Source organism: Nonomuraea sp. NPDC048892 (assembly GCF_040649735.1).
GTDB classification, from domain to species: Bacteria; Actinomycetota; Actinomycetes; order Streptosporangiales; family Streptosporangiaceae; genus Nonomuraea; species Nonomuraea maheshkhaliensis.
Genome location: NZ_JBEZFZ010000026.1, coordinates 89,850 through 113,588 on the forward strand (window position 1 = coordinate 89,850; position 23,739 = coordinate 113,588).

Sequence of the window (23,739 nt, forward strand, 5' to 3'; positions counted from 1 at the left end):
CTCGCGGGCCTGATCCGGCCATGCCCGTTCCGGCACGTCGGTCCCGCGCAGGTGCCCGGTTGACGCTTGGCCCTAGTCGGCGGGTACGAAGCCGGCGTACTCCTCGATGCGGGTGATCAGCCCGGCGTCGTCGAAGCGGAAGTACACCGCGGCGTGCACCTCGCCGCGCATGCCGTTCCGCATGGCCACGTGCACCACGTGCTGCTGCAGGACCTCGCCCGGCTGCGCGAACTGGCGGATGATGTCGTAGCGCATCGACTCGATCGCCTCGACCTGCGCCGCCATGTGCTGGATGTTCTCCTCGACGCTCTGCTCGGGCTTGCCGTCGTTGTGCCAGACGGTGGCCGTCCCGGCGCACATGCCCCGTGCGGTCTCCCAGTCGGCCTTCTCCAGGCTGCGCAGATAGCCGATGGCCTGGTCCTTGAGGTGCCTGCTCATGATCATGCGTCCTTCCGCTGGTGGTGGCCGGGCGTGTCGTGGACGAGGGCGCGCTCGCCCGCCTCCACGCGCATCGGCAGGTGGTTGCCGGGAGGGGAGAGGGGGCAGACGAAGACGGACGGGTTGAGGTGGTGGTGCGAGAGCGTCGCCTGGTTGAAGTCGACGCTCAGCGTGCTGCCGGGCGGCAGCGGCGGCAGCACGAGCCAGCGGCCGATCGCGGGCGTGTCGGTGCCGTTGGTCTCGTCGGTGAAGACCACCAGGCGCTGGCCGGGGAAGTCTTCGAGGACGGCCAGCACGTACTCGGCGCCGTCGATGGTCACGACGAGGTCCACGGGAGCCAGGACGGCCTCGGTGCTGCGCGGCGAGGTCAGCCGTTCCACCTCGATGCGGCGGTCCGTGGGCGCCTGCCGGTAGCGGCCTTCGAACACCCACGCGGGGTCGTAGGGGTAGGCGTCCACACCGCGCAGGCCGGAGCGTTCGACGGCGGCCGGGTCCATGACCACCATGCCGTACGCGCCGTCATCGCCTCCGGCGAAGCCGACGCGCCCGCCGGGGAACTCCAGCCGGGCGCCGCCGGGCACCTCCGCCGTGCCGTCGACCGTCCTGCCGTCGATCCGCACGCCGTCCGCTTCCAACGCCGTCACCGTCAGGGCGCCGGCCTCGTCGGTGCTCCACACTCCGGGAACACCGGGCAAAGTGTGGTCATCGCGGCCGATGATCTTCCCATTGGCGACGACCTTGGCCTTTCCGTTCGCGCCGGCGATCTCCTCCCAGCGGCTCTCGCGCCAGGCATGGTAGGCGGCGGGCACACCTGCCGCCTCCATCTTGGAGGCTGGGACTGCCATGAGATTGCTCCTCTCCTGTACGCCGCGACGGGGTCCGCGGCTCTGCCACTCAACCTACGGCCGCCATGCTCGTCGGGCATGATGTCTTGCGTGATAGGCAAAGCATCGGGCGTGCCGATGCCGCCGGAGCAAGCTGGAGCCTCTTCTGGGCTCAGGGGCGGCGGGCGGCCCAGACCTTGCGTTCGGTGCGCAGGGCGAGGTCGTCGCGGCGCAGGATGCTGCGCTGACCGCCGGTGTCGAGCAGCCCGTCGAGCGCGGCGAGGTCGTCGGCCGAGAGCGCCTGCGCGGCGGCGCCGCGGATGCGCCGCAACGCGCTGAGCGCGTAGCGGCCGATCGCCTCGTTCTCCGAGCCGTCGAGGTGCACCGCGATGGTGCGTTCGCCGTCGAGGACGAAGCCGGCCTCGGTCAGCATCGGCCCCCAGTCGGCGCCGCGATGGGGCAGATGCCCGGAGTGGACGTGATCGGCCGCCGCGTGACAGCGCTCCTCCAGGCCAGGCCGCTCCTCGGGGGCGTCGGCAGGCAGGAAGCGGGGGAAATGGGCCAGTTCGACGACCGCGAACAGGCCGCCGGGCGCGAGCAGGTCGTGGACACGTCGCAGGACACGGACGGGGTCGGCCATGTGGTGCATCGAGGCCGACGCCCAGACCAGGTCCGGCGTGCCGAGCTCGGGCCAGCCGGCGTCGAGGTCGGCCTGCACGATGTCCAGGCGATCGTCCACCTCACGGGCGCACGCCTTCTCGCGCAGGCGCCGCAGGTGCTCGGGCGAGGCGTCCACGGCGGTGAGACGCGCCTCGGGAAAGCGGTCGAGCAGGGCGAAGGCGCCCGCTCCTGTGCCGCAGCCCACGTCCACGATGTGGCGCGGATCGGTGGTCAGGGGCAGCCATGCGGTGATGGCGTCGAGGTGCTCGGCGAGGATTTCCGCGTCCAGGTCGAGAAGCTCCTCCTGACTGTGGTCGCCGTGGTCATGAGCGGTGTGCGTGTGCGTCATGAGGCCACAATACGGGGGCCATGCGCGTACGGCATGACTCCTCCCGTTCCGCGCAAGGAAATGACCGCCGGATTTGCCGCAAGCGCAAGACCTGCGGGGTTCGATCTCATGTCTCTGTAGTGTCGGAGCCTTCGTCGCGCTGGTGGCCGCGGCGCGCGTCGCGGTCGAAGATGCCCAAGATCTCGCACGGCCCGCCCTCGGCGCCGATGGCGTGCGGCATCATCGTCGGGAACTCGGCGGCCTGGTTGGCCTCCAGGCGGAAGCGGCGGTGGCCGAGCATGAGGATCGCCGTGCCGGACAGGACGACGAGCCATTCCCGGCCCGGGTGGGCGCGCATTCGGGCGGGATTGTCAGGTGGCGGATCGGTCATGCGCTGACGCATCACGGTCATGCCGGGATCGGCCTTGATCGGCCAGCGCAGCTGGCCGTGGGCGCCGTCGATCATCGGGCTGGTGACGACGTCGTCCGTGGCCGTCTCGACCAGCTGGTCGAGGGAGGTGTCCAGGGCGCGGGCGAGGGTGACGAGCTGGTCCAGCGCGAGCCGGCGCTGGCCGTTCTCGATGCGGCTCAGTGAGGACTGGCTGAGCCTGGCCCGGTTGGCCAGCTCCTCCAGGGACCAGCCCTGGGCGACCCGCAGGGCGCGGATGCGTTTGCGTACGAGGCTGTCCAGGCCTTCATCTTCTTGCTTCATAGGCAACATCCTATGCCCGTAGTGCAAGGCGAGGCTAGCGTCGCCTGCAGACGGCCCGGATCCGCCGGGCCCGCGTACAGAGGAGAGCCTTGGACATGCCCGCGCACACGAGCGACCCACTGCCGGCCGGCACCGTCGATGTCGTGGTCATCGGCGGCGGCGCGGCGGGCCTGAACGGCGCGCCGCCTGCTGGTGGCCACCGGGCTGACGGACGTGCTGCCCGACATACCCGGTCTGGCCCGGCACTGGGGGAGCAAAGTGGTGCACTGCCCGTACTGCCACGGCTGGGAGGTACGCGACGAGCCCATCGGCGTCCTCGCCACCGGCCCGCCTCGGTCCACCACGCGCTGCTGTTCCGCCAGCTCACCGACAACCTGGTCTACTTCACCCGCGGCACCGGCCTCGACGCGAGCACCCGCGCCCGCTTCGCCGCCCGCGGCATCGCCGTCGTCGACACCCCGGTGCGGGAGGTCGCGACCGGCGCGGACGGTTCTCTGTCCGGAGTGGTCCTGGCCGACGGCACGATCGTGCCCCGGCGCGTTCTGGCCGTCGTCACCGTGACCTGGGCCCGTACCGACGGCCTGGACGGGCTGAACCTGCCGATGGAGGACCTGCCCGGCGCCATGGGCCGCCGCTTCGCCGCCGGCCTGGCCGGCGCCACCGACGTGCCGGGGGTGTGGGTGGCCGGCAACGCCACCGACCCGATGGCCCAGGTGGGCGCCGCCGCCGCGGCCGGCGCGCTGGCCGGTGCGCACATCAATGCCCTGCTGGCCGACGCGGACACCGTCGCGGCCCTTTCAGAGAGGAACTCATGAGCACCGACCAGCCCGTACAGGGGGAGTCCGCCGCGCCGAGCGGCGGGGGAGCACCGGACGCGCGTCAGCTGCGCACGATCCTGATCGCCGTCTGTGTCGCGTTGATGGCGGTCATCGCCTCGGTGACCGGCCTGAACGTGGCCCAGCCCGACATGGCCGTCGAGTTCGGCGCCGCACAGACCACCATCCTGTGGATCATCAACGTCTACACCCTCACCCTGGCCGCCCTGCTGCTTCCGCTCGGCGCGATCGGCGACCGGCTGGGCCGCAAGCCCATGCTGATCGCCGGACTGATCGTCTTCGGGGTCGCCGGCGCGCTGGCCGGCCTGGCCCCGTCCGCCGAAGTCATGATCGTCGCCCGCGTGCTCAGCGGGGTGGGCGCCGCGATGATCATGCCGATCACGCTGGCCGTGATCACCTCGACGTTCCCCGCCGAGCAGCGCGGAAAGGCGATCGGCGTGTGGACCGGCGTCGCCGGAGGCGGTGGCATCATCGGCATGTTCCTGTCCGCGCTGCTCGTGGACGTGGCGCACTGGCGGTGGCTGTTCCTGCTGCCGGTCGTGCTGGTCGTCGTCTCGCTCGGCATGATGCGGTCCGTGCCCGACTCGCGCGAGCACTCCGGGCACTCCTTCGACACCGTCGGCGCGCTGGCCTCCGTGGTCGCCGTGGTGGGTCTCATCTTCGTGCTCCAGGAAGGCCCGGAGCGCGGCTGGAGCGACCCGGTCACCCTGGCCGCCCTCGTCGCCGGTGTGGTGGCCCTGATCTTCTTCGTGGCCTGGGAACTGCGCCAGGAGGACGCGTCTTTGCTGGATGTACGGCTCTTCCGCGAGCGCGGCCTGAGCGGCGGTTCGGTCACCCTGCTGGTGGTCTTCGGGGTCCAGGCGGGCGTCTTCGTGGTCCTCTTCCCGTTCCTGCAAGCCGTGCTCGGCTGGTCGGGGCTGCTGTCCACGCTGGCGATGATGCCCATGGCCGTGCTCATGATGATGACCTCCGGCCTGGCGCCCAAACTGGCCGCGCGCATCGGCGCCCGCTCCACCATGGCAGTGGGGATCGTGCTGTTCGGCGCCGGTCTGGCCCTCATGGCCGGCATCGTCTCCGTCGAGGGCGGCTACCTGTCCATCCTGCCCGGCATGCTCGCCATGGGCACCGGCATGGGCCTGGCGATGACCCCCTCCACCGAGGCCATCACCGGTTCGCTGCCGCGCGAGAAGCAGGGGGTCGCCTCCGCGCTCAACGACATCACCCGCGAGTTCGGCACCGCGCTCGGCGTCGCCCTGCTCGGCGCCCTCCTGGCGAACGGCTACCGCGGCGCCATCGACGACAGGCTCGGCGGCGTTCCCCAGGGCGTGGCGGACGTGGCACGCCAGGGGGTCGCCAACGCGATCGAGGTCGCGGGCACCGCAGGGCCCCACGCGCGGGCGCTGGCGGATGCCGCCCGGCAGTCGTTCGTGGACGGCTGGCAGCAGGCCATGTGGGCGGGGGTCGTCGTCATGGGCGTCCTGTTCGTCTACACCGTCGTACGCGGCGGGCTTCCCGCAGCGGTGGACCAGGAGAAGACCCGCGAGGACCGGCAGCCGCAGGTGCCCGCGTAAGGGCTTTCCGGTGGTCAGCCCTCGCCCGCCATCAGGGCCTTCACGTCCGCGGCCGTCACCTGCTTGCCCCCGAAGGCCCAGTCGCCGCTCTTGACCTCCTCGATGATGACCAGGGTGAGGGAGCGGAGGTTCTCGCCCTCGATCGTGACCATCGCGTCGGTCAGCTTCTCCACCATCTCGGCCTTCTGCTCGTCGCTGAACACGCCCTCGATGAGCTTCACGTTGATGAGTGGCATGGGGTCCCCCTCCCCGTTGGTGCGGACATGCCCCTGCGCGAACTGGACAAACGCCGTGAAAGCGAAATCTACAATGTAAAGGCGGCTGGCTGGTGCATTCCCGCTCCGCCCGTACAAGAACCAAACCTCCGCCGCGACGGCGAATCGTTCTAGGGTGGCGGAGGTGACGGGATCGGCGGCGGGCGCGCGGACGCAGGAGCAGGTGCGGCAGCGGAACCTGAGCGAGGTGCTGCGCCGCGTGCATCGGGACGGGATGGTGTCGCGGGCCGCGCTGGGCCGCTGGATGGGGCTCAACCGCAGCACCATCATGGATCTGACCGCGGAGCTGGCGGCGGCAGGGCTGGTCAGGGAGGGGGTTCCTGTCGGGAGGGGGCAGGCGGGCCGGCCGTCCATCGTGGTGATGCCTGAGCAGGGCACCCTGTACGGGCTCGCCTTCGATGTCGCGGTGGACCGGCTGGTGGCGGCACGGGTCGGGCTCGGCGGGCGGATCCTGGAGCGGCGTGAGGCGGTGCGGGCCCGGGCCGGGGTGGATCTGGAGGACGTGGTCGGGGTGCTGGCCGCTTTCGGTCGTGAGCTGGTGGCCGGGGCCGGTTCTGGGGCGTTGTGCGTGGGTGTGGGGGCGTCGTACTGCGGGTTGATCAGGCGGGCCGACGGCATGGTCCGGTACGGGCCGCATCTGGGGTGGGTGGATCAGGCGTTCGGTGCTGAGCTGGCGGCCGGGCTGGGGCTGGGGTTGCCGGTCGAGGTGGGGAACGAGGCGCATCTGGGGGCGATCGCGGAGCACGTGCGCGGAGCGGGGACCGAGGTCGACGATCTGATCTACCTGCACGGGGATGTGGGGGTGGGCGGGGGGATCATCGTCGGTGGTGAGTTGCTGGACGGCGATGGCGGTTACGGCTGCGAGCTCGGGCACATGCTGGTGAATCCGTTCGACGGGCGGCCGTGTCTGTGCGGGTCGCGGGGGTGTCTGGAGGCGGAGGTGGGGGAGGGGGCGTTGCTGGACTACGCGGGGCGGTCCGGGGAGTTGGTGGGCAGGGAGGGCATCCGGGCGGTGGTCGCTCTGGCCGGGGCGGGTGACGTTCGTGCGCGGGACGCGCTGGATCGGGTGGGGGATTGGCTGGGTGTCGGGGTGGTGAATCTCATCAATCTGTTCAACCCGGCGCTGGTGGTGTTCGGGGGGATGTTGCGTGATGTGTATCCGGGGGCGGCGTCGTGTGTGCGGGCGCGGATCGACGCGCATGTTCTGCCGGTGTCGCGGGAGCGGGTGCGGTTGGCGGTGACGGCTCTGGGTGATGACACGACGCTGGCCGGGGCCGCGGAGCTCGCTTTCGCGAGTCTGCTGGATGATCCCGTCAATACGCTGGCGGCTCTGCGCTGATGATCTTTTACGGTGTGGGGGTGACGAGTCCCGTTCGGTAGGCGATGACGACGAGCTGGGCGCGGTCGCGTGCGCCGAGTTTCGCCATGGCGCGGCTGACGTGGGTGCGTGCGGTGGCCGGGCTGAGGAACAGTTCGGCGCCGATTTCGTGGTTGCTGAGGCCGTGGCCGACGAGGGTGAGTACTTCGCGTTCTCGTTCGGTGAGTACGGCGAGCTGGTGCTGTGCGCTTTGGGCGATTCTGCGTTGGGTGGCGAACTGGCCGATGAGGCGCCGGGTGATGCGCGGCGAGAGCAGGGCTTCTCCGGCGGCGATCACGCGGATGGCGTGCAGGAGTTCGGCCGGTCCCGCGTCTTTGAGCAGGAAGCCGCTGGCGCCGGCTTGCAGGGCGTCGAAGACGTACTCGTCGGTGTCGTAGGTGGTGAGGATGAGGATACGGACCTGCTCCAGGCCGGGGGTGGCGGCGATCTGGGCGGTGGCCTGGATTCCGTCCAGCTTGGGCATGCGGATGTCCATGAGGACGACGTGGGGGCGGGTGGCGCGGGCCTGGTCGACGGCTTGGGCGCCGTTGACGGCCTCTCCGACGACGGTGAGGTCGTCTTCGAGGTCGAGCAGGACCTTGAATCCTGAGCGTACGAGCCCTTCGTCGTCGGCGAGCAGCACCTTGATCGGGGAGTTGGTCGCGGTGGCGTTCATCGGTGGCTCCCGGTGAGGGGGAGTCGTGCTCTGACCTGGAATCCGCCATCCGGTAGTGGTCCCGCGTCGAGTTCGCCGCCCAGCAGTCGGCAGCGTTCGCGCATGCCGAGGATGCCGCGGCCGGGTGGTGTGGTTTCCGTGTCGTCGGGGCGGGGGGCCGGGTCGTCGCTTTTGGGTGTGGTGCGGCCTTCGTCGGTGATCCGGATCTCGACGGCGTCGGTGCCGGAATTCAGGGTCACGGTCATGCGGGTGGGGCCGGCGTGGCGGACCACGTTGGTGATGGATTCCTGCACGATGCGGTAGGCGGCGTTGCTGATCGTGCTGGGCAGCGGCGCCGGGGGCGGGGTGATGTCGATGGTGCAGTCGAGTCCGGCTTCGCGGGCTTTGGTGGCCAGTTCGTCGATCTGTTCGAGTCTGGGGTACGGCGCGCGCGAGTCGTCGTCGTCGGTGTCGTCGTCGCGCAGGACGCCGAGGATGGCGCGCATCTCTCGCAGCGCGCGGGAGCTGGTCTGCTCGATGGCGCGGAGTGCCTCGCGGGCCAGGTCCGGGCGTTTGCCGAGGACGTGCGCGGTGACGCCGGACTGGACGTTGATGATCGCGATGGCGTGGGCGACGGTGTCGTGGACCTCGCGGGCGATGCGGAGCCGTTCGGCGTCGACGCGGGCTCGTGCCTCCTCCTCGCGGTTGCGTTCGGCGAGTTCGGCGCGTTGTTGTGCTTCGGCCGCGATGACGTGCCTGGATCGGATGGATTCGCCCAGGGCCGCGCTCATGACGGATGCGCCGATCCGGAAGTAGACCCAGCCGATGGCGGCGCGTGGTTCGATGTCGGCCGCGGCGATCAGCCAGGTGACGGCGAGGATGAGGGTGCCGGCGCCGGCGATGACGAGTGAGCGGCGTCCGTCGCCGTAGGCGGCGAGGGTGTAGAGGGCGACGAAGAGCCCGAGCCAGCCGGGGCCGTCGGGGAAACCGAGGGTGTAGTAGGCCAGGCTGATGAGTGCGGTGGTGAGGAAGACCGGCACCGGCCAGCGGCGGCGGACGGCGATGACCGCTCCGCCGGCGATCAGCAGGACGTATCCGAGGTTTCCGAGGTCGGTGAGGGGGCGCTCGATCGGTTCGCCGGCGTTGCGCACGATCGTGCCCTGGACCTGCATGACGGTGATGAAGAGCGCGAGCAGCGTCTCCTGCGCCGGCACCGGCAGGCGCAACGTGACGGCGCGTGCTTTCATGCGTCGATCCTACGGTTCCCCAGGTGTGGGGCCCTGCGTCCGGAGGCGTGATCGCCGTACGCCGTGGGGCGTAGCGAGGGGTGGGGTGTGTACGTGGAACTACGTAGCGGCTGCCGTCCGCCGGCGGAGGCGGCGGCTGCTTGGGCGGGGAGACGATCGGTGGTGTGCGGCCCTTGCCGGGGCCGGCGCTCGTGCGGAGTTGTTTGGGCCGCGTGGCCGTGCTGGTGCGTGCTGGTTCGTGCCGGTTGGTCGTGGTTGGTCCTGGTTGCGGGCGTCCGTCGTTCGATCGAGAGGATTCTCATGTCCGTCCGAGTTCTGTCTTCCGTGGCCGACGTGTTCGGGGCGGTGGGGCCGGCCGCGCAGGAGGCGGCTCATGTGCTGGTGGAGCCCGTCGGGGCGTATGCCATGACCGCCGGGCGGCTGTGGTCGGTGGTGGGTGCGCTGGTGGGGCTGGCCGGGGTCGTCGTCGGAGGGCTGGCGCTGGCCCGTTCCGTCCGGCGGGTCGGTCACGGCGGGAGGAGGGGAGCCGTCGTGGCCTTGGTGGCGGGGCTGGTCGGGGCGGGCATCGGCGGGATGGTCGTGGCCGCCGCTGAGGGCGGTCCCGGGACGGGTTACGGGATCGTCGGGGGTTACGTGGCTCTGGTGGTCGGGGTGGTCGCCATGGGGCTGGGCGGGCTGGTGGCGACGCGTTCCCGCCGTACCGCCTGACCCGGTGGTGTGGCGGGAACGCGCCGCACCACCTGACCAGCCTGACCCGGTGGTGTGACGGAACGCGCCGCATCACCTGACCAGGAGGAAGACCTGGCCGCCGCCGGTGTCGCCCGCACGGCCTTGGGGTTCAGCGGGCCCGCTCGACGCGGGCTTCGTCCCAGACCGGTTCGTCGCTCTCGTAGACGGTTCCGTCGGCGCCGAAGATGAGGAAACGGTCGAAGTCGGCGGCGAACCAGCGGTCATGGGTGACGGCCAGCACGGTGCCGGCGAACGACGCGAGGCCCTGCTGCAGAGCTTCGGCGCTGGCCAGGTCGAGGTTGTCGGTGGGTTCGTCGAGCAGCAGCAGCGTCGCGCCCGACAGTTCCAGCAGCAGGATCTGCAGCCGCGCCTGCTGCCCGCCGGACAAGGTCTCGAACCGCTGCTGGGCGGCGGGTGCGAGTTCGTAGCGGGCGAGCGCGGCCATGGCCTCGTTGAGTGTGAGGGCGTGCTCGGTCGTCACCAGTTCGGCGGGGGTGCGGCCGTGCAGGTCGGGCCTGGAGTGGGTCTGGACGAAGTGGCCGGGCGTGACCCGGGCGCCCAGTCGTACGGAACCGGTGTGCCGTACCGAGGCGGCAGCGATGTTCGTCGCCTCGGCCAGGAGCCGGAGGAAGTGCGATTTGCCGGAACCGTTGGAGCCGAGGACGCCCACGCGTTCGCCGTACCAGATCTCGGTGTCGAACGGGCGCATCAGACCGGTGAGTTCCAGCGTTTCGCAGGTGATGGCGCGTTTGCCGGTCCGGCCGCCGCGCAGCCGCATCCGTACGTTCTGCCGTTTGGGCGGGCGTTCGGGCGGGCCGGCTTCCTCGAACCGCGCCAGCCGGGTACGGGCGGCCCGGTAGGCGGAGGCGACGGCATCGTTGTTGGCCGCGGTCTGCCGGAGGGTCTGCACCAGGCGTCTGAGCTTGGCGTGCTCCTCGTCCCAGCGGCGGCGCCGTTCCTCCAGCCGGTCGATGCGGTTCTGGCGGCCCTGGGCGTAGGTGGCGAAGCCCGCGCCGTGGACCCAGGTGCCGCGCGCTTCCACGGTCACGATGCGGTTCGTGGCGTTGGCCAGCAGTTGCCGGTCGTGTGAGACGAGCAGCACGGTCTTGGACGTGGCGCGTAGCTGGTCCTCCAGCCATTGCTTGGCGGGCACGTCGAGGTAGTTGTCCGGTTCGTCCAGCAGCAGGACCTGATCGGGCCCGCGCAGCAGGGCCTCCAAGACGATGCGCTTCTGCTCGCCACCGGACAGGGTGCCGACCGGGCGCTGCCTGACCGCGTCGTAGGGCAGGCCCAGGGCCGCGGTCGCGCAGGTGTCCCACACGACCTCCATGTCGTAGCCGCCGGCGTCGGTGTAGTCGCTGATCGCCTGCGCATAGGCCAGTTGCGTCGTCTCGTCACCGTGTTCCGTCAGCGCCGACTCCGCCCGTCCCAGGTTCGCGGCGGTGGTGCGGACCTGGACGGGTGCGACGGACAGCAGCAGATCGTGCAGGGTCCGGTCGTCTCGTACGCTGCCGATGAACTGCCGCATCACCCCCAGCCCGCCTGAGCTGGTCACCCGGCCGTCGTCCTGCCGTAGATCTCCAGCGATGAGCCGCAGCAGGGTGGTCTTGCCCGCGCCGTTCGGTCCCACCAGCCCCGCCTTGACGCCGTCGCCGATGCGGAACGAGGCCTCGTGCAGCAGCAGTCGCCCGTCCGGCAGTACGTAGGTGAGCCGGTCCACCTCGACATGTCCCGCCACCGCGTTCCTCCCTGCGGGCCTGCTGGACCGTTGTTCGAGTCACCGGACCATTGATCCAGTGCTCGAACAACATACTAGACTCGGCTCTGCTACGACGAGGAGGGGGACGAATTGGGAGCGAAGCGCTCGGGGTCAGCGGGAGACGTGTGGTTGCGCCCGGCCGCACGGGCGGCGCGTGAAGCGCCGTCGCCGCCGCTCAGCCGCGACCGGATCGTCGCCGAGGCCATCGCCCTCCTGGACGAGGAAGGCGCCGACCGGCTGACCATGCGGCGGCTCGCCGAACGCCTCGGCACGGGTTCCACGACGCTGTACTGGCATGTGAAGACCAAGGACGACGTCCTGGACCTCGCTCTCGACGCGATCTTCGCAGCAGTGGAGATCCCGGGCGAAGGCGCTGCTGAAGGCGGTCGCACTGGCGGGGGCGATGGCGGAGGAGGCGGGGGCGCAGGCCGACGCGCTGGCAGGGACTGGCATGCCGACATCACCGCGCTGATCACCGGATGGCATGCCGTCCTGCTGGCACATCCCTGGTCGGCGGCGCTGCTCGGCCGTCCGATGCTGGGCCCCAATGTGCTCGCCCGCAGCGAGTTCCTGTACGCCACCCTCGTGGCGGCCGGCGTCACCGAGCCGCACCTGACCGCCGCGGCATACGGATTGTCCAACTACGTCATCGGTTCCGCGCTCATGCAGGCGACCTGGACGGTCCGGGAGCACGGCGCGCAACAAGCCGCCCGGGAGCACTTCCGCGCCAGCAGTGACCGCTATCCCGTCCTCGCCGCCCACGGCCCTCTCACGGAGGACGCCGACTGGGACGGCAGCTTCACCATCGGCCTCACCTGGCTCCTCGACGGCATCCAGACCACCACGGCCAGTGCCGGCGGTGCTGCCGACAGGGCATCTACGGAGTTGTAGCTCAAGCCCAGACGCTGGCGGCGATCACGGCGGGCGGTTGGCTGAACGTGGCGTGACCAGTCCGGCCTCGTAGGCGGCGATGACGAGCTGGGCCCGGTCGCGGGCGTTGAGCTTGGCCAGCAGGCGGCCGATATGCGTCTTCACAGTGCCGGGACTCACCTTGAGCTGCGTGCTGAGCTCCGCGTTGGACAGCCCGTGGGCGACGAGGGTGAGCACCTCGCGCTCACGGTCCGTCAACGTGTCGAGCCCGCGAAAGGCCTGCTGGAGCGGCCGTTGTACGAACTCCGCGATCAGCCGGGTGGTGACGGTCGGCGCGAGCAGCGTCTCACCCGACGCCACCACCCGGATCGCCTTCAACAGGTCGTCCGGAGGCGCGTCCTTGAGCATGAACCCGCTGGCACCCGCGCGCAGTGCCGCGTATACGTACTCGTCGAGGTCGAACGTGGTCAGAATGAGCACCCGGGTGCCCCCGGCGATCTGCCCGGTCGCGGTGATGCCGTCCATCTCGGGCATTCTGACGTCCATGAGCACCACGTCCGGTGCTTCCGTACGAGCGAGCGCCACCGCCTCCCGCCCGTCGCCCGCCTCCCCGACCACGGTGAGATCGTCCTCCGAGTCGATCAGCAGCCGAAAACTGCCGCGCAGCAGTGCCTGATCGTCGGCGATGAGCACCCGAATCACAAGCCTCCTCCTGCCACGCCCACCCTGACCACACTCCTCTCGACCGCCCCCACCCCGCCCTGGCCCGGCCCACCCAGGCCTGGTGCAACCGCACTCACCTCTGCCGTGATCAACCCGACCGGCCCCAATCCGACCGGCCCCAGCCCGACCGGGGTCGGCTCTGTCGTCGGTCCGGTTCGGACTCGCCGACCCGCTTTCTCCGGCTCAAGCTCCTGATCCTCGTCCTCGCGTCCATCATGACCGATCCGCGCCCGCCACTCGGGCCACGCCGAAGCTTTCTCGGGACGCCGGCCGTACACACATCCGTGCGCTGGTCCGGAGCGCCCGGCCATACAGGTTCGCACCTGCCGCTGCGGCGTTCTGGCTGATGGGCCCGCTGCGCAAGCACGCCACGCATCGCCGGAACGCCCGGTGCCGTGCACGGAACCTCCACCGAGTGGGGATGGTGGAAACTTTCGGGCGGGATCAGGGGATCTCCCATGACGCGTCCACGCCGAACCCCCTTCCCGGCAGTGGGCCGGCCTCGAAGGTGCCGCCGTACAGCAAGGCCCGTTCGCGCATTCCCGCCAGGCCCTGCCCGCCCGGCCGCCCCGGCAGCAGCCGTTGCCCGGGCCCGTCGTCGACCACGGAAATGCGCAGCCGCCCCTCGTCGGCCGACACGCTGACGCGGCAGTGGGCCGGAGCGGCGTGCTTGACGACGTTGGTGATCGCCTCCTGGACGATGCGGTAGACGGCCGGGGCCATGCTGTCGGGCACGGCTCCGTTCACCGACAGGTCGACCCGCACGCCGGCCTCCGCCGCCTGCTGCGCCAGGGACGGCAGGTCGGCGAGCCGGGGGAGCGGTGTCGTGTCGGGTGTGCCGCCGGGTGTGCGCAGCGCGCCGAGAACCTGGCGGATCTCGGTGAGCGAGCCGCGCCCGATCTCCTCGATGGCCCGTAACGCGTTGCGCCCTTCCTCCGGGTGTTTGTCCAGGACCTTTGCCGCCACCCCGGCTTTGACGGTGATCAGGCTCATCGAATGGGCGACGACGTCGTGCAGTTCGCGCGCGATCCGCAGGCGTTCGTCGGCCGCCGCCCGCTCGGCCTGTCTGTCGGCCTCGCGGGCGGCGAACTCGCGGCGGGTGCGGGCCGTCGTGCCGAGACTCCAGCTCGCCGCGATGACCAGCCATGACGTGCCGAGGATGAAGACGGGGTCGGGCCAGCCGCCGGCATATCGTGGCGATGCCTGCACCGAGACGAGCAGCGAGGCTCCGTTGACGAGCAGGCTCGCCACCAGGGCGATCGCCGAGCGCCGCACCGGGCGGGCGGTCGCCACCAGGTAGATGGTCAGGGCCGCCACAGCGGTTGGCAGCAGCCGGTTGGCCTGCACCGAGAGGACGGCGACGCCCAGCAGGAGCGCGCCGTAGCAGGCGGGCTCCGGCCAGATCCGCCGCACCGCCACGGGCACCGCGAGCAGCCAGCACAGCGCCACGGTCAGAGCGCTGGTGGTCAGCTCGGGAGGGCCGGCGGTGGACGCCAGCGCGAGCAGCACCGCGACCACGGTGTCGGCCAGGATGAGCAGCCAGGGTGGGGGCCGCCGGGCGAGCAGATGCACGTCTCGACGTTATCGAGGAACGGCCGGAAGCGAATCGGAGCACGGGCCGTCGGACCAGGGTCGTACCGTGCCCGCGTACGCCCGTGCCGTATGACCCTGGTCCGACGCCAAAGATCGGATCTGGCTCCGATGTGCGGACCCGCCGCCGTGCAGCATCGTTGCGGCCATGAACCGACGCAGACTCATCGCCCTGTGCCTGGCGGCCTGTCTCGCGGTGCCCCTCGGCGGCATCGCGCTGGCCTCGGCGCAGGCCCACGACCTGGTGTGGAAGGAGTGTGGTGATGGGCTGCGCTGCGCCGAGCTGGTCGTTCCCGTCGACTGGGCCGATCCCGGCGGGCCCATGACCTCGGTGCACGTGGCCGGGCTGCCCGCGACGGGCAAGAGCCTAGGGCCGCTGATCGTCAACTTCGGGGGGCCCGGCACCAGCACGTCGATGCTCAGGCGCAAGAGCCAGCCCGACGCGCAGCCGGAGCTGCCGAGCCTGCTCGCTGAGTTGCAGCGCAGCTTCGACGTCATCGCCTTCGATCCGCGCGGCCTGTCCGAGCCCGCGAGCGGCAGGAAAGTGAGCTGCGCCAGACCCGAGCCCTCCGTCTACGGGCTGCTCCTGGCCAGGACGAAACACGACTGGGACGCCCATGCCGCTGCGAACGCGGCCCATCAGGCGAGCTGCCGCACAGCGGCCAGATCGGCCTGGCGCGGGATGACGGCGTGGAACGTGGCGCACGACATCGACGCCCTGCGCGCCGCACTCGGCCAGGACAAGATCGTCTACGCGGGCAACTCCTATGGCACCGTCTATGCCCAGGCCTACCTGGAGCTGTTCCCGCAGCGGGTCGGCCGGATGTACTTCGACGGCACCGCCGATCACACCCAGCAGGAGTTCGAGCCCTGGATCCGCAACTACGCGCTCACGCAGGAGCGCCATCTCACCCGCTTCCGCGACTGGTGCGCCCACCGCGCCGACTGCGCCCTGCGTGGCACGGACGCCGGCCAGGCGTGGGACGAGCTCGTCGCCAGGGCGCGTCGCGCGCCGCTGCCGGCGTCGTCCGGGCGGACGGTGCGTGAGGGGCAGCTGTACGCCGGCGCGGTCAAAGGTATGAATCCGGCGTTCTGGCCCCAGCTCGCCACCGCCGTCCGCAAGGCCCTCGACGGCGACGCCGGCGACTTCCTGGAAGAACTGCGCCCCGACGACGGCGGCTCGTCGGTGAGCCAGGACTCGTTGTGCAACGACTTCATGCCGGCGCTGCCGACGTACGAGGAGTTCCAGGGCATCGAGGCCCGCCTACGGCAGATCGCGCCCAGGTTCGGCTGGCTCGAGGGGCGCTTCGAGCTCGGTCGCTGCTGGGGGCGCAGCGGAGGCGCGTCCTGGGCGCCGCACCCGTTGCGGGTGAAGGACGTCCCGCCGATCCTCTTCGCGATCGGGGAGCTCGACAACAACACCAACTATCGCGGTCAGGCGCACGTGGCCGGGCAGATCCCGTCCGCTCGCGTCCTGTGGCACGGCGACGGCCACGCGTCGTGGGCGCGAAACGGCTGCCTGCGGCGGCACGTCCGCGCCTACCTGACCACGGGTGAGTTGCCCGCACCGGGCACCCGCTGCCCGGCCGAGATCATCCAGAAGGTGGGAAAATGATCGAGGTCAGCGAGCTGACGAAACGGTACGGTTCCACCCTGGCGGTGTCCGGGCTCACGTTCGGCGTCAGACCCGGGCAGGTCACCGGCTTCCTCGGGCACAACGGTGCCGGCAAATCCACCACCATGCGCATGATCCTCGGCCTTCACGCGCCCACGTCGGGCCAGGCGTTGATCAACGGCGTCCGCAAACGCGACCTGCGCGATCCCATGCGCGAGGTCGGCGCCATGCTCGACGCCGCCGAGGTGCAGGGCGGGCGCAGCGCGTTCGCGCACTTGCAGGCGCTGGCGTACGCGGGAGGCATCGGGCGCCGCAGGGTGGTGCAGGTGCTGGAGGAGGTCGGCCTGGCCGGGGCGGCCCGCAAACGGATCGCCGGCTTCTCCCAGGGGATGCGCCAGCGCCTCGGCATCGCGGCGGCCCTGCTCGGCGATCCGGGCGTGCTCATCCTCGACGAGCCGGCCAACGGCCTCGACCCCGACGGCATCCGCTGGCTCAGAAACCTGCTCAGATCCCTGGCGTCCGAAGGGCGCACCATCCTGCTGTCGAGCCACCTGATGACCGAAATGTCCCTCACCGCCGATCGCCTCATCATCATCGGCCGAGGCCGCCTGATCGAGGACATCTCGCCGACAGAGCTGCTGGCCCGCTTCCAGAGCGGCGTAGTGGTCCGATCACCACACGCGGCTCGCCTGTCCGTGGCGCTCCAGGTGGCCGGCGCGACCGTACACCCCATTCAGCACACCGAGACCGGTACGGAGCCGTTCCCCGACCACCCCGCAAACACCAAAGCAAACCCCGTCTCCGCAGAGCTCACCGCCATGCGCGGTCACCGGGTGCCCACTCATCCCACCCCGACCGGCCCCGGCACCCGCCCCATCCGGAACGTGGGCGCCGTGCAGAACGAGGACACCGCCGGGGACACGAACGCTGTGCAGAACACCGACCCCGCCCGGAACGCGGGCGCTGTGCAGAACACCGACCCCGTCTGGGGCAGGAACGCTGTGCAGAACACCAGCTCCGTCCGGGACGCGAGTGTCGGCGGGGAGTTGCTGGTGACCGGACTGACTGCGGCTGCCGTCGGTGATATCGCCTTGGCCAGCGGGTGCGCTGTTCACGAGCTGGTGCCTCGTCGGACATCGCTGGAGGAGGCATTCATGGAGATCACCCAATGATGGACATCGTTGCGTCCGAGTGGGTCAAGTTGCGCTCGCTCCGAGCCACCTACTACGTCCTGGCCTCCACGCTCTCCGCCCTTGTGCTCACCGGTTTCGCTGCCTACTCGATCTCGCGCTACTTCGACACCAACGGCCCCGGTGGCGATCCCGTCGGCACAGGGCTCGGTCTGAGCTCCGACATTCCTCCTGTGCTGTTCGGCATGCTGGGGGTCTTCGCGATCTCCGGCGAGTACACCACCGGCATGATCAGACTCACGCTGACCACGGTCCGGAGCCGGTGGACACTCCTGCTGGCCAAGGCTGTCGTGGTGGCCGCAGTGGCCGCAGTCGCGGGCCAGGCGCTGGCGTTGGCCACCTACGTCACCGCACAGGCCGTGGTGGGCGGGCGTCCGATCGGCGCCTCGTTCGCCGAACATGCGGCCCTGACCGAGGTGCTGACCACCGGCGCCGGCTGTGCTGTCGCAGCGGTGGTGGGGCTCGGCCTGGCCACGGTGCTGCGTTCGACACCGGCGGCGCTCATCGCGCTGGTCGTCCTCCCGCTGACCCCGGCCGTGCTGGAGCGCTTCCTCCCGGCTCCGTGGAACGACTGGATCAGCTCCCTGACGATTCCGTCGCTGACCAGGCAACTGGCCGCTGTGCCCGACGCCGGCGCCTTAGGCCCCGCAACGGCCGCCGCCATCTTGATGGGTTACGTGGTGGCGTCCCTCCTGCTGGGAGCCCTGGCGATCAACCACCGCGACGTCTGACCGGCCTTGAGCGGGAAACAGCCCTCTCCAAGGCCAGCTAGCGCGTTCATGGCCGATCACTGCATCGTTTCGTCATGGCGGGGGCCGAGTCCTGTGTTCGCCGTAGGCCAGGCCGAGCCTTGTGTTCGCGGCAGGCCAGGGCCCGGTAGGGGTGGGGGGCCGAGCCTGGGGTTCGTTGTGGGCCAGGGCCGAGTTCAGGTTCGCCATGGGTGGGAGCTGAGCCTGGGGTTCGTTGTGGGCTAGGGCCAGGCCGAACTGGTCCATCACACTGAACTGGTCCACCACGTCAGATCACTGAGGCTGGGCGTGGAGCAGGCATGCTGCGAACTTCGGCCGGACGCTTGGGACGATGCGCCCCGCACCGACCTGGCCCGGCTGTGCTGCTGCCGAGCCAGCCCAGCGCCAGCCCCACCAGCACGGCCACCACGGCTACCACGGCCTCGGTCAGCGCAGGCCCACTCATGGACGAAGGTGAGGACGAAACGAAGACGAGGATGAGCATGCCGTGCCGAACGGTCCTATCACCAGTCTGTTCGCCCCTTGGGCCAGCGGCTGGGTTGCTCCGACGTACTCGACCAAGATCGTGATTGTGGGGTGCAGGCTTGTCTGAGCTATACCCCTGTTGTGCGGTCCAGGGTGGTCATCCCCGAGATTCCCGGAAAATGTTCGCCGGACGATGCAACAGCTGCGCCTCTTCGGCCGTCTGGGACGTGACGACTGCCGGGACGACAAGTGGACGACGAGCCCGGCTTCGACGACTTCGTAGCAGAGCAGACGACAGCGCTGCTCCGTTACGGATACGTCCTGACCGGAAACCCGCATGACGCCGCCGACCTGGTTCAGGAGGCGCTGATACGGCTGTGTGGCGCCTGGCCGAGGGTGAGGCGGAAGGACAGCCCGCACAGCTATGTCCGGACGACGATGGCGCGCTTGCACATCAGTGTCTGGCGGCGGCACCGGCGGGAACACCTCACCGAGGCACCGCCGGACCGGGTGCACCGCGAGGTCTTTCCTTCCGACGAGGAACAGGGCCTGTGGCAGGAACTGGCCGCGCTGCCCCGCAGGCAGCGGGCCGTGCTGGTGCTGCGCTACTACGAGCAGCTCAGCGACGCCGAGATCGCCAAAGTGCTCGGCATCTCCGCCGGAACCGTGCGCAGCCAGGCATTCCGTGGCCTGGACAAGCTGCGTTCCTCCCCCTTCTCCTCGACGGCGACCCACGGGAGCATGCGATGACCGATCTGGAAGACAAGCTGAGCCGTGCCCTGTCCGGCGCGGCGCTGGATGCGCCGCAGGCGCCGGCCGGGCTGCTGGCGGCGGTCAAGACGCGCCATCGCCGGCGGCGGGCCAGGAGCGCCGCCCTGACCGCGGCCGCGGCCGTGGTGCTGGTGGCCGGCGGGGTGGGCGTGGTGGTGAACACTCTGGGTGTCGCGGCCGAGCCGCGTCCCGCGGTGAGCGCGACCGGAGAGGGCGGGCCGCCGCTGGACAAGGTGCCGCCGCCTGTCGAGAAGGTGTGGCCGCAGGCGGTGCACAAGATCCCGGCCAAGCTGCCCGACGGCCGAAAGTACTATCCGCAACTGCTCCTAGACGATCGCACGCTGCTGGTCATGACGGGCGTCAGCGACGGGAAGCGCCAGTACCTGTGGAGCTACGAGCTGAGCACTGGCCGGCCCAAGCGGATCGCCGAGATCCCCTCGACGAAGGGATCGGCGATCTTCGCCGACGACGTCGCCGCAGGTGGCGGCCACATCGTCTGGTGGGCCTCCGTCAAGGAGAAAGGCGGTCCCCGAGTCGCCCGGATCTGGACGGTGCCGGCGACCGGCGGCCGGCCTCGGCGGGTGACCGACGTGCCCCTCGGCAACGTCATGAAGGAGGGGCACATTCAGGGGTTGTCGGTGACGGGCTCGGACGTGGCCTTCTCGTACGAGAAGGGCGGCGTGTATCGGGTGCCCCTGAGCGGGGGGTCGCCACAGCCGGTGAAGGGGGCCGAGCGGCACCACATCCTGAGCTGGCCGTGGGTGGGTTTGCATCAGGGGAAGTCGATCTTCCGCGAGATGCTCAACGTCGAGACCGGTGCGCGGAACGTGGCCGTGGTCAAGACCGGTGAGGAGGTCAGGTGCGGCGTCGAGCGGTGCTGGGGCACGCTTGGCCGGTACGAGACCGTCAAGGTCCCCGAGCGCCGTGACCGCTCCGGCAAGGTGATCACGTGCGGCGGTCGCAAGTGCCCGAAGACGTTGCAGACCCGTACCGTATTGCGGGGGTTTGTTCGTGACCGGGACGGCTCCCATGAGCGTGAAATGACGAAGCTCCTCCGGGACGGCGGCGTCGAAGCCGGTCTGGAGCGCTTCTTCCAGGTGGCGTCGGTGGGACCTGGGGAGCAGTTCTACGCGGCGCTCTACGACGCCGACACCGGCAAGTCTGCCGATCTCGGCATACGTCCGGAGGACGGGCGGGGCATGGCGATGCCGGACAGCGGCTCCGACCGGTTGCTGGCCTACGAGGTCGGGGACAAGATGTACGTCCTGGACCTGGCCGCGATCAAGTAGACGCTTCGCGCGTCCGGCAGCTTGATCGCCGCGATCGGTGAGGGCTGGTGCGAGGGCTTGGCCTCGGTCGAGTGGGGCCGGTGCGGGGGCTTGGCCGCAATCACGTGGGGCCCCGTCCGGGGCTTGGTCCACGCGATCAGGTGGGGTCCCGTTCGGGGGCTTGGCCGTGGTCAAGTGGGGGCGGGTGCGGGGGCTTGGCCACCGCGGCCTCTCCGCTGATGCTCGGGCCTGTCGCCGCTGCTCCGGTGGCAGGCACGCCTCTACGGTGCGGTGCGGGTGGGTGTGGTGGGTCCGTTGTGCTCGTGGGACAGTACGGCGGACGTGCCGGCGATGAACACCCGCAGGCCGTGTTCGAAGGCCGTTTCGCCGATCGACTGGCCTCCCTCGAGCACAGCGGCCGCCAGCGTGGCCGGTGCCGCGTCCAGGGACCCCGGTGCGCGACTCGAAGTGGGACCCGGAGCGGGAGCGGGGCTTGGAGCGGGCTCCGCCGGGGGTACTGCCGCTGGCTCCAGCGTAGGTTCCGGCGTGGGACCCGGCGTGGGACCTGGCGCGGGCTCCCGAGCGGGACTCGGCGCGGGCACCGCCGGGGGCCCTGGGGCCGGTTCTGGAGCGGGCTTCGGCGGGGGGCCTGCCGCGGGCTCCGGAGTGGGGCCCGGTTGGGGACCTGGCGTGGGTTCCAGAGCGGAACCCAGTGCAGGTGCCGCAGTGGGACCCAGTGCAGGTGCCGGCGCGGGGGCCGGTGCCTGCTCTCGCAGGACGAATCCGTTCACGTACGAGGTCAGGGCGCCGATGGTGTGCAGGGCCAGCGCCGGTGTGAAGCCCCGCTCGACCATGGCCGCCAGCTCCCGATCGAACAGGGCCACGGTCTCCTGGCTCAGCGACCGGGCGTGGGCGACCACGCGGGCGCCGTCACGCCGGGCCAGCAGCGTGGCGCGGTAGGCCCGGGCGCGGCGCAGGAGCCAGTCCTGCCAGGACTCGTCGTCACGGGGCGGGCCCATCCCCGGAGCGCGGCAGATCGCGTCGGCCATCCCGTCGAGAAGTTCCTGCTTGGTACGGATGTGCCAGTAAAGAGCAGGGGACTGAACGCCGAGCTCCGCGGCCAGCCGGCGCACCGTGAGCCCCTCCAACCCCACCTCGTCGAGCAGGCGGAGGGCGGTGTCGATCAGCACCTGCTTGGTCAGGCCTGGCCTCTTGTCGCTGGGCATGCGGGTAGCTTAGCATTGCTAAGGGGCATCCTTAGCGATGCTAAATGGGAGGCGTGGTGCGTACGTACGACGAAGGCCAGGGGCGGCCGATCGTGATGGTCCATCCAGGACTGTCCGACGGGAGGCGATGCGGGAGAGTGGCCGCGATCCTCTCCTCCCGTTACCGGGTGCTGCGACTGGACCGCCTGCAGTACCGGCCGGATCGCGGCGCGCCCGTGCGGGTGGAGCAGGAGGCCGAGGACGTGCTGAGGCTCGCCCGCTCCGCCGGAGAGCCGGTGGTGCTCTACGGTCACTCCTCCGGCGGGGTGGTCGCGCTGGAGGCCCTGGTGGCCGCACCGGACGCGTTCGCCGGCGCCGTGATCTTCGAGCCGGCCGCGGTGATCGGGGCGCCGCTGTCGGGAGAGGGCGGCGAGGTGCTGCGACGGGCTCGCGCGGCGATGGCGTCGGGGCGGCCGGGCAAGGCGTTGAGGATCTTCATGCGCGACACCGTGGAGCTGCCGGATGGGCAGGCCCGGCTCGTCGGCGCGATCACCGCCCTTATCCCGCGCTACCGCCGCCTGATCCCCAGGCAGCTCGACGACCTGGAGGCGCTGGACCGGCTCGGTGTACGCCTCGACGCCTACGCCACGATCAAGGTCCCGGTGGTCCTGCTCGGCGGCGACCACGGCCCGGCGCACCTGTCCGAGCGGCTGGACGCGATCCAGCGTGTCCTGCCGAACGGCGAGCGGGTGGTGCTGCCGGGAGCCGACCATGGGGCCGACCTGAAGCGGCCCGCCGAGGTGGCGCGCGTCATCCGGGAACTGGCCGAGAAGGTGTTCACCGACTGAGCCGACAGGGCCGACTGAGCCCATAAAGCCGACCGGGCCGACAGGGCCAACCGAGCCGATGAGGCCAACTGGCCCGACGGGGCCGACGGGTGCCCGGCGCGCCCGCGGAGCCGTCTCCTCCAGCCCTGCCCCGCCGGCGCCCTTTTACGGAGCCGTCCCTCCAGCTCCGCCAGCGCCTTTCGCGGAGCGGTCTCCTCGAGCCTCGCCGGTTGCTTGGACGGAGTGGTCTCCTCCAGCCCTGCCAACGCTTTTCGCGAAGCCGTCTGCACGGAGGCGCCGTGACGTGGCCCGGCCGGCGTGATCAGGTCGCCACGGGATGGCTCGCCTGCATCGAGGGTTCGGCGATCCACGTACACCCGCTGGCCGGATGCCCGGAGGTCAGGATGATCGCGTCGAGCCGGTCACGCGTAAGGGTCAGCGCGGCGATCTCGGAGTCGATGCGATCGCGTTCGGCGCTCAGCCGGGCCCGCATCTGCGGGGTGCTCACCCTGGCCTCGGCGAAGGGCAGCAGCTCGGCGATGGTCCGGCTGGACAGGCCGGCCGCGTACAACATCTGGATCAGTCGCACCCGGTCGATCGCGGACCCGGCGTAGTGACGCTGCCCTGAGCCGCTGCGTTCCGCCTCCAGCAGCCCCTGCTCCTCGTAGTAGCGCAGGGCCCGGACGCTGACGTCCGATCGCGCCGCCAGCTCTCCGATTCGCACCATGACCTCCGTCACCACACCTGCTTCCGACGTCTGCTCTCCAAGGTATCCGGCGCAGCGTCCGCGCTGTCGCGTTCGCCCGAGTCCGCGCCCGAAGCGCACCAGCGGCCGTACGTCAGAGGCCGCGCCGCGCCCGAAACCGGATTCGCGGCCCTGGGCGGCATCGCGCGCGGCGTGCCTACCTCCCGGTGGCCTGGATCATGATCGGGGTCACGGCCGTGCTCCACGGCCTCGCGCCCCGGGCCGCGGCGGCGTGCGCGTGGGGGATCACCTGAGTGCCTGTTCCAAAGTCGGTGATCTTCCCTGGCGGGTGTTCTGGCACGTTGAAGTGGGCGGGGAGCATGCTTGTGG

Annotated in this window: 22 protein-coding genes and 1 pseudogene; 11 read left to right on the forward strand and 12 right to left on the reverse strand. The window is 70.7% G+C overall.

The window, feature by feature from the left end; translation table 11 throughout:
• Positions 1–72 precede the first annotated feature (72 nt).
• The 4 genes from AB0C28_RS45935 to AB0C28_RS45950 all read right to left on the reverse strand — a co-directional run bounded on the left by AB0C28_RS45935 (position 73) and on the right by AB0C28_RS45950 (position 2,962).
• Positions 73–438 carry a nuclear transport factor 2 family protein gene (locus tag AB0C28_RS45935; RefSeq protein ID WP_358082301.1) on the reverse strand — a complete coding sequence of 122 codons (366 nt, stop codon included), beginning with the start codon at positions 436–438 and terminating at the stop codon, positions 73–75.
• A 2-nt stretch (positions 439–440) separates the two neighbouring features.
• Entirely contained in the window at positions 441–1,283 is an 843-nt protein-coding gene (locus AB0C28_RS45940) for a DUF1684 domain-containing protein (protein WP_358082303.1), read from the reverse strand.
• Between the two features lie 151 nt (positions 1,284–1,434).
• Positions 1,435–2,271 carry a methyltransferase gene (locus tag AB0C28_RS45945; RefSeq protein WP_358082305.1) on the reverse strand — a complete coding sequence of 279 codons (837 nt, stop codon included), beginning with the start codon at positions 2,269–2,271 and terminating at the stop codon, positions 1,435–1,437.
• Positions 2,272–2,377: 106 nt separating this feature from the next.
• The gene (locus tag AB0C28_RS45950) at positions 2,378–2,962 is read right to left on the reverse strand and encodes an XRE family transcriptional regulator (protein ID WP_358082307.1); all 585 of its coding nucleotides are present in this window, start codon (positions 2,960–2,962) and stop codon (positions 2,378–2,380) included.
• 95 nt (positions 2,963–3,057) lie between these two features.
• On the opposite strand from AB0C28_RS45950, the gene AB0C28_RS45955 reads away from it, so the two are divergent.
• Together AB0C28_RS45955 and AB0C28_RS45960 are read left to right on the forward strand one after the other, a co-directional pair.
• A complete protein-coding gene (locus tag AB0C28_RS45955) occupies positions 3,058–3,777 on the forward strand; it encodes an NAD(P)/FAD-dependent oxidoreductase (RefSeq protein ID WP_357856635.1) in 720 nt (239 codons plus the stop codon).
• Complete coding sequence (locus AB0C28_RS45960) at positions 3,774–5,369, forward strand: MFS transporter (protein WP_358082310.1); 1,596 nt, start codon at positions 3,774–3,776, stop codon at positions 5,367–5,369. Before AB0C28_RS45955 ends, AB0C28_RS45960 begins: the two co-directional genes overlap by 4 nt.
• Before the next feature lie 14 nt (positions 5,370–5,383).
• Here AB0C28_RS45960 and AB0C28_RS45965 read toward each other — a convergent pair whose 3' ends face one another.
• Complete coding sequence (locus AB0C28_RS45965; protein WP_357856641.1) at positions 5,384–5,605, reverse strand: 4-oxalocrotonate tautomerase family protein; 222 nt, start codon at positions 5,603–5,605, stop codon at positions 5,384–5,386.
• A 154-nt stretch (positions 5,606–5,759) separates the two neighbouring features.
• On the opposite strand from AB0C28_RS45965, the gene AB0C28_RS45970 reads away from it, so the two are divergent.
• Positions 5,760–6,983, forward strand: a complete 1,224-nt coding sequence (locus AB0C28_RS45970; RefSeq protein ID WP_357856643.1) for an ROK family protein — start codon at positions 5,760–5,762, stop codon at positions 6,981–6,983.
• 7 nt (positions 6,984–6,990) lie between these two features.
• Here AB0C28_RS45970 and AB0C28_RS45975 read toward each other — a convergent pair whose 3' ends face one another.
• Together AB0C28_RS45975 and AB0C28_RS45980 are read right to left on the reverse strand one after the other, a co-directional pair.
• Positions 6,991–7,677, reverse strand: a complete 687-nt coding sequence (locus AB0C28_RS45975; RefSeq protein ID WP_358082313.1) for a response regulator transcription factor — start codon at positions 7,675–7,677, stop codon at positions 6,991–6,993.
• Positions 7,674–8,903 carry a sensor histidine kinase gene (locus AB0C28_RS45980; RefSeq protein ID WP_357856649.1) on the reverse strand — a complete coding sequence of 410 codons (1,230 nt, stop codon included), beginning with the start codon at positions 8,901–8,903 and terminating at the stop codon, positions 7,674–7,676. Before AB0C28_RS45980 ends, AB0C28_RS45975 begins: the two co-directional genes overlap by 4 nt.
• 300 nt (positions 8,904–9,203) lie before the next feature.
• On the opposite strand from AB0C28_RS45980, the gene AB0C28_RS45985 reads away from it, so the two are divergent.
• Positions 9,204–9,611 (forward strand): DUF6223 family protein, encoded by a 408-nt coding sequence (locus tag AB0C28_RS45985; RefSeq protein WP_358082315.1) that lies wholly within the window; start codon positions 9,204–9,206, stop codon positions 9,609–9,611.
• Positions 9,612–9,741: 130 nt separating this feature from the next.
• Here the strand turns inward: AB0C28_RS45985 and AB0C28_RS45990 are convergent, their stop codons facing one another.
• Entirely contained in the window at positions 9,742–11,370 is a 1,629-nt protein-coding gene (locus tag AB0C28_RS45990) for an ATP-binding cassette domain-containing protein (protein WP_358082317.1), read from the reverse strand.
• Positions 11,371–11,514: 144 nt separating this feature from the next.
• Here AB0C28_RS45990 and AB0C28_RS45995 point away from each other — a divergent pair, with 144 nt between their 5' ends.
• Positions 11,515–12,282, forward strand: a complete 768-nt coding sequence (locus AB0C28_RS45995) for a TetR/AcrR family transcriptional regulator C-terminal domain-containing protein (protein WP_358082320.1) — start codon at positions 11,515–11,517, stop codon at positions 12,280–12,282.
• A 24-nt stretch (positions 12,283–12,306) separates the two neighbouring features.
• Here AB0C28_RS45995 and AB0C28_RS46000 read toward each other — a convergent pair whose 3' ends face one another.
• Positions 12,307–12,963 carry a response regulator transcription factor gene (locus AB0C28_RS46000; protein WP_358082323.1) on the reverse strand — a complete coding sequence of 219 codons (657 nt, stop codon included), beginning with the start codon at positions 12,961–12,963 and terminating at the stop codon, positions 12,307–12,309.
• A 465-nt stretch (positions 12,964–13,428) separates the two neighbouring features.
• Positions 13,429–14,556: a sensor histidine kinase gene (locus AB0C28_RS46005; protein WP_358082326.1), complete on the reverse strand. Its 1,128-nt coding sequence runs from the start codon at positions 14,554–14,556 to the stop codon at positions 13,429–13,431.
• A gap of 166 nt (positions 14,557–14,722) precedes the next feature.
• Between AB0C28_RS46005 and AB0C28_RS46010 the strand changes: the two genes are divergently transcribed.
• The 5 genes and pseudogenes from AB0C28_RS46010 (at position 14,723) to AB0C28_RS46030 (ending at position 20,653) form a co-directional block, all read left to right on the forward strand.
• On the forward strand, positions 14,723–16,189 hold the full coding sequence (locus AB0C28_RS46010) for an alpha/beta fold hydrolase (protein ID WP_358082329.1): 1,467 nt from the start codon (positions 14,723–14,725) through the stop codon (positions 16,187–16,189).
• Positions 16,186–16,869: pseudogene (locus AB0C28_RS46015) on the forward strand (ATP-binding cassette domain-containing protein); the annotation flags it as partial. The gene AB0C28_RS46010 and the pseudogene AB0C28_RS46015, both read left to right, overlap by 4 nt.
• Before the next feature lie 488 nt (positions 16,870–17,357).
• Complete coding sequence (locus AB0C28_RS46020; RefSeq protein ID WP_358082332.1) at positions 17,358–18,110, forward strand: ABC transporter permease subunit; 753 nt, start codon at positions 17,358–17,360, stop codon at positions 18,108–18,110.
• Positions 18,111–18,842: 732 nt separating this feature from the next.
• Positions 18,843–19,343 carry a SigE family RNA polymerase sigma factor gene (locus AB0C28_RS46025; RefSeq protein WP_357856676.1) on the forward strand — a complete coding sequence of 167 codons (501 nt, stop codon included), beginning with the start codon at positions 18,843–18,845 and terminating at the stop codon, positions 19,341–19,343.
• Positions 19,340–20,653: a hypothetical protein gene (locus AB0C28_RS46030; protein WP_358082335.1), complete on the forward strand. Its 1,314-nt coding sequence runs from the start codon at positions 19,340–19,342 to the stop codon at positions 20,651–20,653. The genes AB0C28_RS46025 and AB0C28_RS46030 overlap by 4 nt, the downstream gene beginning before the upstream one ends.
• A 260-nt stretch (positions 20,654–20,913) precedes the next feature.
• On the opposite strand, the gene AB0C28_RS46035 is transcribed toward AB0C28_RS46030, so the two are convergent.
• Positions 20,914–21,858 (reverse strand): TetR/AcrR family transcriptional regulator C-terminal domain-containing protein, encoded by a 945-nt coding sequence (locus tag AB0C28_RS46035; protein ID WP_358082338.1) that lies wholly within the window; start codon positions 21,856–21,858, stop codon positions 20,914–20,916.
• A 44-nt stretch (positions 21,859–21,902) separates the two neighbouring features.
• Between AB0C28_RS46035 and AB0C28_RS46040 the strand changes: the two genes are divergently transcribed.
• Positions 21,903–22,685, forward strand: a complete 783-nt coding sequence (locus AB0C28_RS46040) for an alpha/beta hydrolase (protein WP_357856685.1) — start codon at positions 21,903–21,905, stop codon at positions 22,683–22,685.
• A gap of 301 nt (positions 22,686–22,986) precedes the next feature.
• Here the strand turns inward: AB0C28_RS46040 and AB0C28_RS46045 are convergent, their stop codons facing one another.
• Positions 22,987–23,391: a MerR family transcriptional regulator gene (locus AB0C28_RS46045; RefSeq protein ID WP_357856688.1), complete on the reverse strand. Its 405-nt coding sequence runs from the start codon at positions 23,389–23,391 to the stop codon at positions 22,987–22,989.
• Between the last annotated feature and the right edge of the window lie 348 nt (positions 23,392–23,739).

What these genes read in the sequence shown, in the direction of transcription:
- AB0C28_RS45935 (WP_358082301.1), bottom strand. Translation starts at nt 438, where the DNA reads ATGAGCAGGCACCTCAAGGACCAGGCCATCGGCTATCTGCGCAGCCTG.
- AB0C28_RS45940 (WP_358082303.1), bottom strand. Translation starts at nt 1,283, where the DNA reads ATGGCAGTCCCAGCCTCCAAGATGGAGGCGGCAGGTGTGCCCGCCGCC.
- AB0C28_RS45945 (WP_358082305.1), bottom strand. Translation starts at nt 2,271, where the DNA reads ATGACGCACACGCACACCGCTCATGACCACGGCGACCACAGTCAGGAG.
- AB0C28_RS45950 (WP_358082307.1), bottom strand. Translation starts at nt 2,962, where the DNA reads ATGAAGCAAGAAGATGAAGGCCTGGACAGCCTCGTACGCAAACGCATC.
- AB0C28_RS45955 (WP_357856635.1), top strand. Translation starts at nt 3,058, where the DNA reads ATGCCCGCGCACACGAGCGACCCACTGCCGGCCGGCACCGTCGATGTC.
- AB0C28_RS45960 (WP_358082310.1), top strand. Translation starts at nt 3,774, where the DNA reads ATGAGCACCGACCAGCCCGTACAGGGGGAGTCCGCCGCGCCGAGCGGC.
- AB0C28_RS45965 (WP_357856641.1), bottom strand. Translation starts at nt 5,605, where the DNA reads ATGCCACTCATCAACGTGAAGCTCATCGAGGGCGTGTTCAGCGACGAG.
- AB0C28_RS45975 (WP_358082313.1), bottom strand. Translation starts at nt 7,677, where the DNA reads ATGAACGCCACCGCGACCAACTCCCCGATCAAGGTGCTGCTCGCCGAC.
- AB0C28_RS45980 (WP_357856649.1), bottom strand. Translation starts at nt 8,903, where the DNA reads ATGAAAGCACGCGCCGTCACGTTGCGCCTGCCGGTGCCGGCGCAGGAG.
- AB0C28_RS45985 (WP_358082315.1), top strand. Translation starts at nt 9,204, where the DNA reads ATGTCCGTCCGAGTTCTGTCTTCCGTGGCCGACGTGTTCGGGGCGGTG.
- AB0C28_RS46010 (WP_358082329.1), top strand. Translation starts at nt 14,723, where the DNA reads ATGAACCGACGCAGACTCATCGCCCTGTGCCTGGCGGCCTGTCTCGCG.
- AB0C28_RS46020 (WP_358082332.1), top strand. Translation starts at nt 17,358, where the DNA reads ATGATGGACATCGTTGCGTCCGAGTGGGTCAAGTTGCGCTCGCTCCGA.
- AB0C28_RS46030 (WP_358082335.1), top strand. Translation starts at nt 19,340, where the DNA reads ATGACCGATCTGGAAGACAAGCTGAGCCGTGCCCTGTCCGGCGCGGCG.
- AB0C28_RS46035 (WP_358082338.1), bottom strand. Translation starts at nt 21,858, where the DNA reads ATGCCCAGCGACAAGAGGCCAGGCCTGACCAAGCAGGTGCTGATCGAC.
- AB0C28_RS46040 (WP_357856685.1), top strand. Translation starts at nt 21,903, where the DNA reads ATGGGAGGCGTGGTGCGTACGTACGACGAAGGCCAGGGGCGGCCGATC.
- AB0C28_RS46045 (WP_357856688.1), bottom strand. Translation starts at nt 23,391, where the DNA reads ATGGTGCGAATCGGAGAGCTGGCGGCGCGATCGGACGTCAGCGTCCGG.